Raw genomic sequence first — 9,014 nt, 5'->3', positions numbered from 1 at the left:
AAGGACCTGCTGCTGCGCGAGGTGCACCACCGCGTGAAGAACAACCTGCAGGTGATCCACAGCCTGCTCGACCTGCAGGCCCTCAAGCTGGCCGACCACGAGGTGGTGGAGGTGCTGCGCGACAGCCAGAACCGCATCCGCTCGATGTCGCTGATCCACCAGACGCTGTACCAGTCGCGCAACTTCGCGCGCGTCGATTTCCAGCGTTTCCTCGACGAGCTGCTGCCCAGCCTGACCGAGTCCTACCGCTCGGTGGCGGGCCTGGTGTCCATCGCCATCGACGCGCACGAGGTCAAGCTGCCCATCAACGAGGCCATCCCCTGCGGCCTGGTCATCAACGAGCTGGTGAGCAACGCGCTCAAGCACGGCTTCACGCAGGGGCGCGGCGGGCAGATCACGGTGTCCGTGCAGCAGCATGGCGAGCGCACGATCGAGCTGTCCGTCAGCAACGACGGCCACGCCATCCCCGGCACGCTCGACCTCGAACAGACCACCACGCTGGGGCTGCAGCTCGTGCAGCTGCTCACGCGACAGCTCAACGGCAGCTTGGACATCCAGCGCGCGAACCCCACGCGGTTCACGCTGCGCTTCGACCTGGAGGGGGAGGCATGACCGCCGCAGCGAGTGCATCGAAGATCCTGATCGTGGAAGACGAAGGCATCGTCGCCTTCAACCTGCAGCAGCGGCTGCAGCACATGGGCTACCGCATCACCGGCCTGGCCGAATCGGGCGCCGAGGGCCTGGCGCTGGTCTCGCGCGAGCGGCCCGACCTGGTGCTCATGGACATCCACATCAAGGGCGAAATGGACGGCATCGAGCTGGCCCGCGCGCTCAACCGCGACTTCGACCTGCCCATCATCTACCTCACCGCGTACTCGGAAGACACCACGCTGGAGCGCGCGCGCCGCACGCGGCCCTACGGCTACCTCATCAAGCCCTTCTCCGAACGCGAGCTGCACGCCACCGTGCAGATGGCCCTGGAGCGCCACGCGATGCAGTCGGCGCTGAGCGAGAGCCAGGCGCTGCTGCGCCAGTCGCTGGACGCCGCGGCCATGGGGCTGATCGACTGCCTGCCCACGGCCGACCGCCTGCACCTGAGCGGGCCGCCGGCCGAACGGTTGGGACTGGACCCCGCCGGGGAGCACCCGCTGTCGGCCCTGTTGGCGCGGCTGGACGAGGCCGGGCGCGAGCGCCTGAGGGACGACTGGGCGCAGCCCGGGCCGCGGCGCCACACCCTGCGCGCGCGGACCATGGACGGCGGCCACCGCTGGCTGCAGCTCGACACCGTGGCCGACCCGGACGGCCGGGTGCGCGGCGTGGTGCAGGACGTCACGGAACGCGAACAGGCCCGCCTGGCGATGCAGCGCGTCAACGAAGAACTCGAAGACCGCGTGCTGGAGCGCACCGCCGAGCTGCGCCAGCACGTGCGCGAGCTCGAGGCCTTCAGCCACACCGCGGCGCACGACCTGCGCTCGCCCATCCGCGCCATCTCGGGCCTGGGGCAGATCCTGGCCGAAACCCACGGCGCCGCGCTGGGCGACGACGGCCGCCGCATGCTCGATCGCATGTCGCACGCGGCGCACCGCATGGGCGAGCTCATCGATGCGCTGCTGAGCCTGTCCAAGCTGTCGCGCGCGCCGCTGTACCGCGCCGAGGTGGACCTGGGCGCGCTGGCGCGCGAGGTGGAGCGCGCCCTGCGCGAGGCCGAACCCGCGCGCGAGATGCGCGTCGAGGTGGCCGACGGCCTGCGTGTGCAGGCCGACCACGCGCTGATCCGCAGCGTGATCGACAACCTCATGCGCAACGCCTGGAAGTTCACTCGCGAACGGGAGCAGGGCCTCATCGAGGTCGGCCGGCAGGACGAGGACGGGCGGGTGGTGTACTTCGTGCGCGACAACGGCTGCGGCTTCGACATGGTCCACGCCGACAAGCTCTTCGGTGCCTTCTTCCGCCTGCACGACGAGCAGCACTACGGCGGCTCGGGCCTGGGGCTGAGCATCGCCCAGCGCATCGTGCAGCGCCACGGCGGCGAGATCTGGGCCCAGGGCGAGGTAGGCCGGGGCGCCACGGTGTACTTCACGCTGGGCGGCTGAACCCTCACGGCGGGTGGGCCTCCAACCGCCCATGCACCGCCGAACCCTGCTCCTCTCCTTCCCCTGGCTGTGCGCCGCACTCGGCGCCACGGCAACGGCCCGCGCGGCGGACGCCGACCAGGGCAAGCCCGCCGGGTACGCCGTCTCCACCGAGCAGATACAGCAGGCGCTGGCGCAGCGCTTCCCGCTGCGTTACCCGGTGCCCGGCGTGCTGAACCTGGACCTGCAGACGCCCCGCCTGCGCCTGCTGCCCCAACGCAACCGTCTGCTCGCCGAGATGGCGGTGCAGGCCAGCGGCCCGGCCCTCCACCGCACGCACCAGGGCGGTTTCGACGTCGACTTCGCCCTGCGCTACGAGGCCAGCGACCGCACGCTGCGCGCGCAGCAGCTGCACCTGAGCCGCCTGCGCTTTCCCACGCTGCGGCCCGAGGTGGTGGACATGCTCAACGCCTACGCTCCCGCGCTGGCCGAGCAGTCGCTGCGCGACGTGGTGCTGCACCAGCTGCAGCCACAGGACCTGAAGGCCGTGGAGGCCATGGGCCTGCAGCCGGGCCCCATCACCGTGACCGAGACGGGCCTGGTGATCGGCCTGGTCCTCAAGCCACTGTGACGGCCCTCAGCCGCGCGGGTGGTGCTGCGCCACCACCGTCTTGAGCCGCTCGCGCGCCACATGGGTGTAGATGGTGGTGGTGGAGATGTCGGCGTGGCCCAGCAGCATCTGCACGGCGCGCAGGTCGGCGCCGTGGTTGAGCAGGTGGGTGGCGAAGGCGTGGCGCAGGGTGTGCGGCGACAGCGGCGCGGTGATGCCGGCCTCGCGCGCGTAGCGCTTGACCAGCTGCCAGAACATCACGCGCGTCATGGCCGAGCCGGCGCGCGCGCCGCGCGAGGTGACGAACAGGTCCTCGCTCGCCAGGCCGCCCAGGATCGCCGGCCGGCCTTCGGTGAGGTAGCGCTGCAGCCAGTCGCCCGCCACCTGGCCGAAGGGCACCAGCCGCTCCTTGTTGCCCTTGCCCGTGATGCGAAGCACCTGCTCGGCCAGCCCCAGGTGCCAGGTCTTGAGGGTGACCAGTTCGCTCACGCGCAACCCGCTGGCGTACATCAGCTCCAGCATGCTGCGGTCGCGCAGGCCCAGCGGGGTGCCGTCGTCCGGCGCGGCCAGCAGGGCCTCCACCTGGGCCTCGCTCAAGGTCTTGGGCACGCGCAGCGGCTGGCGCGCGGGCGCCAGCCGCAGGGTCGGGTCGGCGGTGATGAAACGCTCGCGCAGGGCCCAGCGGTAGTAGCGGCGAAACACCGTGAGGCGGCGGTTCGCCGTGGTGGCCCGCGTCTGCGCGTGGCGCTCGGCGAAATAGCCGTGGATGTCGGCTTCCAGCGCCTCGGGCAGGGCCTTGCCCTGGCCGCGCAGCCAGGCGTCGAAGAGCGCCAGGTCGCGGCGGTAGGCATCCAGGGTGTTGCGCGACAACCCCTCTTCGAGCCAGAGGCTGTCGATGAAGGCCGACAGCGTGGGGTGCTCGTCGGCCTTCTTGCTGGGGGCCATCCGCCGAATCAGTCGAGCCGCAGCTTCTGCTTGGCCACCACCTGCTTGTAGACCTCGAACTCGGCCTTGATCTGCGCCGCGAACTCGCTCGGCGAGTTGCCCACCACCAGCGAGCCGGTGTCCTCGATGCGCTTGCGCACCGCCGGATCCTTCAGCGCCTCGGCGGCGGCGGCGTGGATCTTGTTCACCACATCGGCCGGCAGGCCCTTGGGACCGATCAGGCCGTAGTAGGCCATGCGGTTCACCGGCTCCAGGCCCATTTCCTTGAAGGTGGGCACGTTGGGCAGGGCCGCCACGCGCTGCGGCGCCGCCACCGCCAGCGCGATCAGGCGCCCGCCCAGGATATGCGGCAGCGCCGAGGGCAGGTTGTCAAAAATGATCGGCACCTGGCCACCGATGGTGTCGTTGAGGGCCGGGCCCGCGCCGCGGTAGGGAATGTGCGTGATGAAGGTGCCCGTCAGGCTCTTGAACAGCTCGGTCTGCAGGTGGCCGATGCCGCCCGTGCCCGAGCTCGCGTAGCTGTACTTGCCGGGGTTCTTCTTCACCTCTTCGAGAAAGGCCTTGAAGTCCTTGGCCGGGAAGCTGGGGTGCACCGCGATCACGTTGGGCGTGGCCGCGATGTTCATGATGGGCGTGAAGTCGTTGAGCGTGTCGTACGGGATCTTGGGGTTGATCGCCGGGTTGGCCGCCGTGGTCGACACCGTGGCCACGCCGATGTAGTGGCCGTCGGGCGTGGCGCGCGCCAGTTCCTGCGCCCCCACCACGCCACCGCCGCCGGCGCGGTTGAGCACGATCACGTTCTGGCCCAGCGCCTTGCCCAGCGGTTCGGACATGACGCGGGCGATGATGTCGGTGGTGCCGCCGGGCGCGAACGGCACCTGCAGCGTGACGGGCTTGCTGGGAAAACCCTGGGACAGCACCGGGCCGGCGGCAAGAACCAGGCCCATGGCCAGGGCGGCCAGGTTGACGGAGCGACGTAGGACCATGCGATGGACTCCAAAGGGGGAAATGACGGCGACGCGGCACGCAAACAGCATGCCCACGGCGGGCGCCATTGTGGGCCACGGCCCCACGACAGGCATCCGTGGTGCTACGGCCTGGGGAAAACCCGGGGCCGCCTACGCGTTTCCCGCGAAGCGCGGGGGCCGAACCCTGGGTTAAGGTCGCCCATCCCTCATCCACCACAACATCAGGAGACATCGCATGCGTCTGATCCGCCACATCGGCCTGGGCATCAGCCTGGCCGCCGCACTCGCCGCCAGTGGCGCCGCCCTGGCGCAACAACAGTTCGTCAACGTGCTGACCGGCGGCCAGGCCGGGGTGTACTACCCGCTCGGCGTGGCGCTGGCGCAGGTGTATGGGCAGAGCATTCCGAACGCGCGCGCCACCGCGCAGGTGACCAAGGCGTCGGCCGAAAACCTCAACCTGCTGCAGGCCGGCCGCGGTGAACTGGCCTTCTCCCTGGCCGACGCGGTGTCCGACGCCTGGAACGGCAACGCCGAGGCTGGCTTCACGAAGAAGCTCGACAAGCTGCGTGGCCTCTCGGCCACCTACAACAACTACATCCAGATCGTGGCCAGCGCGGACTCGGGCATCAAGACCTTGGCCGACCTGAAGGGCAAGCGGGTGTCCGTGGGCGCCGCGCGCTCGGGCACCGAACTCAACGCCCGCGCCATCTTCAAGGCCGCGGGCCTGGGCTACCAGGACCTGGCCAAGGTGGAGTACCTGCCATTCGGCGAATCGGTCGAGCTCATCAAGAACCGCCAGCTCGACGCCACGCTGCAGTCCGCCGGCCTGGGGGTGGCCTCCATCCGCGACCTGGCCACGGCGGTGAAGATCGTGGTGGTGCCGATCCCCGCCGAGGTCGTTGCGAAGGTCGGCGATCCGGCCTATCAGCCGGCCACCATCCCGGCCAACACCTACGGCGGCCAGGCGGCCGATGTGCCCACGGCGGCGATCCCGAACTTCCTGGTCACGCATTCCGGTGTTTCCGACGAACTGGCCTACCAGATGGCCAAGCAGCTCTACGCCAACCTGGACAAGCTGCACGCCGCGCACAACGCGGCCAAGGCCATCAACCCCGCCAATGCCATCAAGGGCATGCCGGTTCCCCTGCACCCGGGCGCCGAGCGCTACTACAAGGAAGCGGGCCTCATCAAATAGGCCTTCTGCCTTGAACACACGGCCCCGCACGGGGCCGTTCTGCTTTCTTGCCCGTCCCGAGTCGAGGATTTCATGAGCGACGCGACACCCTCTGCCGACACCCCCACCCACGCGCCCTTGCGCGGCGCCATCTTCTGGGTGGCCATCGCCTTCTCGGCCTACCAGATCTGGATGGCCTCCTTTCATCCCCTGTCGAGCCAGGTGATTCGGGCCATCCACGTGGGCTTCGTCCTGCTGATGATCTTCGCCCTGTACCCGCCCTTCGGACAGCGCGAGGGGGCACTGGGCGCGCTCGGCCGAGCGCTGGGGTGGGTGCTGGGCGGGGTCGGCTTCCTGTTCGGGCTGTACCACTGGGTCTACGAAGCCGACCTGACCGCGCGCGCGGGCGAGCTGATCGCACCGGACTGGGTGGTCGGTGTGGTCACCATCGCACTGGTGTTCGAGGCCGCGCGACGGGTCATGGGCTGGGGCCTGCCGCTGATCTGCGCGATGTTTCTTGCCTACGCCCTGTTCGGCCAATACCTGCCCGGCGTGCTCGCCCACCGGGGCTATGGACTCGACCAGGTCGTTGGCCAACTCGGCTTCGGCACCGAGGGCATCTACGGCACGCCCACCTACGTGTCGTCCACCTACATCTTTCTGTTCATCCTGTTCGGCGCCTTCCTGGAACAGGCCGGCATGATCCGCCTGTTCAACGACTTCGCCATGGGCACCGTGGGCCACACCCGAGGCGGCCCGGCCAAGGTGTCGGTCATCTCCTCCGGACTGATGGGCACCATCAACGGTTCCGGCGTGGCCAACGTGGTCACCACGGGCCAGTTCACCATTCCGCTGATGAAACGGTTCGGCTACTCGCCGGCCTTCGCCGGCGGCGTGGAGGCCACCGCCAGCATGGGCGGGCAGATCATGCCGCCGGTGATGGGCGCGGTGGCCTTCATCATGGCCGAGACGATCAACGTGCCCTACGTGGACATCGTCAAGGCCGCCCTGATTCCCGCCATCCTCTACTTCGGTACCGCGTTCTGGATGGTGCATCTCGAAGCCGGCCGCAAGGGCCTGCTGGGACTGCCCAAAGACGAATGCCCCAATCCCTGGACCGCCGTCAAGGACCGCTGGTATCTCCTGCTGCCACTGGCCGGCCTGGTCGGCCTGCTGTTCTCCGGCTACACACCGCTGTTCTCGGGCACGGTGGGGCTGGGGCTCACGGTCATCCTGATCTTCGGCGCCGCCGTCATCAGCGGCGTCAAAGGCCATACGCTGCGCGTGCTGGCCTGGGTGCTGCTGGGCCTGGCCACGGCGGGCTTCTACCGCTTCGGGGTGGGCACCTTCTACGTGATCACGCTGCTGTTGATCGCCCTGACCTTTGCGCTTCGCCGCGGCGGCGATGCCCGCCAGCTGGCCGTGCAGAGCCTGGTGGATGGGGCGCGCCACGCGCTGCCGGTGGCCATCGCCTGCGCGCTCGTGGGCGTGATCATCGGGGTCATCAACCTCACGGGCGTGGCGGCCGAAATCGGTGGACGCGTGATCGCCATCGGGCACGACAACCTGTTCCTAGCCCTGCTGCTGACCATGCTCACCTGCCTCGTGCTGGGCATGGGCATTCCGACCATCCCCAACTACATCATCACCAGCTCGCTCGCCGCACCGGTGCTGCTGGAACTCGGCGTGCCGCTGATCGTCTCGCACATGTTCGTTTTCTACTTCGGCATCATGGCCGACCTCACGCCACCGGTGGCCCTGGCCTGCTTCGCGGCCGCGCCCATCGCGCGGGAGACGGGGCTGAAGATCAGCGTTCAGGCGATCCGCGTGGCCATCGCCGGGTTCATCATGCCCTTCATGGCGGTGTACTCCCCCGCGCTGATGCTGCAGAGCGACGACTGGGGCGCCGTGGCCTACGTCGTCCTCAAGGCGGTGCTGGCCATCGCCATGTGGGGGGCCGGCGCCATCGGCTTCCTGTTCGCGCCGCTGGCGTGGTGGGAACGCCTGTGGGCGGTGGTGGCTGCCTGCTTCCTGGTGGCCGCCCTGCCACTCACCGACGAGATCGGCCTGGCGGCGATCGTGCTCTTCGTCGCCTGGCACTGGTGGCGCACGCGCCGCCCGGCGATGGGCCGGGCCGGCGCGCGCTGAGGCGGGCGGCCAAGTGTCGGCGGGTCTGCTGGGGCTGTGCCTGGCGCTGGCCGCCGCCCCGCAACAAGTGGTCTTCGTGCCGGGCCGGCACTTCACCCTGGCGTGGACGCACAGCATCGAAAAGGTGCGCTGGGAAGAAGACTACGAGGTGAGCGGACCGCCCGCGCGCCTGTTGGCCAGCGCCGCGCGCATCAAGGGCTCCGCGGCGGGCATGGAACCGCCGCCCGACGCGCGGTTGCGCGACGGCTGGTACCACTACACGCCCACGGAGCGATCGCCCCGGCGGCTGCCGCTCACGCGCTCGGAGTTCACCGCCGACTTCGAGTTGTGCGTGAACGGCCGCTGCCAGCCCATGGGCCACTGGCTGCCCTCCGATGGCAACGTCACCGAAATGACGGCCTGCGAGCGGGCGGCGTCGCGCTGAGGCCACGTCGCGCCCTTACGATTCGCGCCGTGAACTTCGCCCAACTGCTCTTTCCCGATTTCTCGCTCATCCTGTGCGGCTACCTGGTGTGCCGCTTCACCAAACTCAACCGCCCGGTGTGGGAGCAGGTCGAGAGCCTGGTCTATTACTTCCTGTTCCCGGTGCTGCTGTTCCAGAGCATCGTCAAGAACCCGCTGGACCTGGGGGCCGCCTCCGCCCTGGTCGGCGCGGCCGTGTCGCTCGCGCTGTGCGCCATCGCCCTCACCTACTCGCTGCCGCACTGGCCCTGGCTGGGCCGGCGCATCGACGTGCGGCTGCACGCGGCCAGCGCGCAGGTGGGCTTTCGCTTCAATTCCTTCATCCTGCTCGCGCTGGCCGACCGGATCGCCGGCCCGCAGGCGCTGCTGATGGTGGCGGTGATCATCGGCTGCTGCGTGCCCATCTTCAACGTGGGGGCCGTCTGGCCCATGGCGCGCCACGCCAACAAGGGCTTCGGGCGCGAGCTGCTGCGCAACCCGCTGATCATCGCCACCGCCTCGGGCCTGCTCGCCAACCTGCTGGGCTTCTCGCTGCCCGACTGGCTCTCGCCCACGGTCAACCGCATCGGCCAGGCCTCGCTGGCGCTGGGTCTCATGGCGGCCGGCGCGGGCATGCAGTTCGGCAGCATGGCCTC

Annotated in this window: 9 protein-coding genes; 7 read left to right on the top strand and 2 right to left on the bottom strand. The window is 69.5% G+C overall.

The annotated features are described in order from the left end of the window. The 3 genes from BGO22_RS01220 to BGO22_RS01210 form a co-directional block, all read left to right on the top strand. On the top strand, positions 1–612 hold a 612-nt coding region (locus BGO22_RS01220), incomplete at its 5' end, for a sensor histidine kinase (RefSeq protein ID WP_286848414.1). Further along, positions 609–2,093, top strand: coding sequence for a sensor histidine kinase (locus BGO22_RS01215; protein WP_070399915.1), 1,485 nt, complete (start codon positions 609–611; stop codon positions 2,091–2,093). The genes BGO22_RS01220 and BGO22_RS01215, both read left to right, overlap by 4 nt. 31 nt (positions 2,094–2,124) lie before the next feature. After that, positions 2,125–2,703 (top strand): DUF1439 domain-containing protein, encoded by a 579-nt coding sequence (locus BGO22_RS01210; protein ID WP_070399914.1) that lies wholly within the window; start codon positions 2,125–2,127, stop codon positions 2,701–2,703. 6 nt (positions 2,704–2,709) lie between these two features. Here the strand turns inward: BGO22_RS01210 and xerD are convergent, their stop codons facing one another. Both xerD and BGO22_RS01200 read right to left on the bottom strand, forming a co-directional pair. Continuing rightward, positions 2,710–3,627 (bottom strand): site-specific tyrosine recombinase XerD, encoded by a 918-nt coding sequence (gene xerD, locus BGO22_RS01205; RefSeq protein WP_070399913.1) that lies wholly within the window; start codon positions 3,625–3,627, stop codon positions 2,710–2,712. An 8-nt stretch (positions 3,628–3,635) separates the two neighbouring features. Beyond that, positions 3,636–4,613, bottom strand: a complete 978-nt coding sequence (locus BGO22_RS01200; protein ID WP_070399912.1) for a tripartite tricarboxylate transporter substrate binding protein BugE — start codon at positions 4,611–4,613, stop codon at positions 3,636–3,638. 217 nt (positions 4,614–4,830) lie between these two features. Here BGO22_RS01200 and BGO22_RS01195 point away from each other — a divergent pair, with 217 nt between their 5' ends. From BGO22_RS01195 to BGO22_RS01180, 4 genes are all read left to right on the top strand, one after another. After that, complete coding sequence (locus tag BGO22_RS01195) at positions 4,831–5,790, top strand: TAXI family TRAP transporter solute-binding subunit (protein WP_083293248.1); 960 nt, start codon at positions 4,831–4,833, stop codon at positions 5,788–5,790. Between the two features lie 72 nt (positions 5,791–5,862). Then, complete coding sequence (locus BGO22_RS01190; RefSeq protein WP_070399911.1) at positions 5,863–7,917, top strand: TRAP transporter permease; 2,055 nt, start codon at positions 5,863–5,865, stop codon at positions 7,915–7,917. 13 nt (positions 7,918–7,930) lie between these two features. Continuing rightward, positions 7,931–8,341: a DUF1850 domain-containing protein gene (locus tag BGO22_RS01185; protein ID WP_083293247.1), complete on the top strand. Its 411-nt coding sequence runs from the start codon at positions 7,931–7,933 to the stop codon at positions 8,339–8,341. Positions 8,342–8,370: 29 nt separating this feature from the next. After that, positions 8,371–9,014, top strand: a 644-nt coding sequence (locus BGO22_RS01180; protein WP_286848409.1) for an AEC family transporter, incomplete at its 3' end; no start/stop codon positions are given.

The sequence above is a fragment of the Hydrogenophaga sp. 70-12 genome, assembly GCF_001897365.1.
Taxonomy (GTDB): domain Bacteria; phylum Pseudomonadota; class Gammaproteobacteria; order Burkholderiales; family Burkholderiaceae_C; genus Hydrogenophaga; species Hydrogenophaga borbori.
Note: the sequence above shows the minus strand (reverse complement) of the source record. Positions and strands in the feature narration are given on the sequence as shown.

What these genes read in the sequence shown, in the direction of transcription:
- BGO22_RS01195 (WP_083293248.1), top strand. Translation starts at nt 4,831, where the DNA reads ATGCGTCTGATCCGCCACATCGGCCTGGGCATCAGCCTGGCCGCCGCA.
- BGO22_RS01190 (WP_070399911.1), top strand. Translation starts at nt 5,863, where the DNA reads ATGAGCGACGCGACACCCTCTGCCGACACCCCCACCCACGCGCCCTTG.
- BGO22_RS01200 (WP_070399912.1), bottom strand. Translation starts at nt 4,613, where the DNA reads ATGGTCCTACGTCGCTCCGTCAACCTGGCCGCCCTGGCCATGGGCCTG.
- BGO22_RS01210 (WP_070399914.1), top strand. Translation starts at nt 2,125, where the DNA reads ATGCACCGCCGAACCCTGCTCCTCTCCTTCCCCTGGCTGTGCGCCGCA.
- xerD (WP_070399913.1), bottom strand. Translation starts at nt 3,627, where the DNA reads ATGGCCCCCAGCAAGAAGGCCGACGAGCACCCCACGCTGTCGGCCTTC.
- BGO22_RS01215 (WP_070399915.1), top strand. Translation starts at nt 609, where the DNA reads ATGACCGCCGCAGCGAGTGCATCGAAGATCCTGATCGTGGAAGACGAA.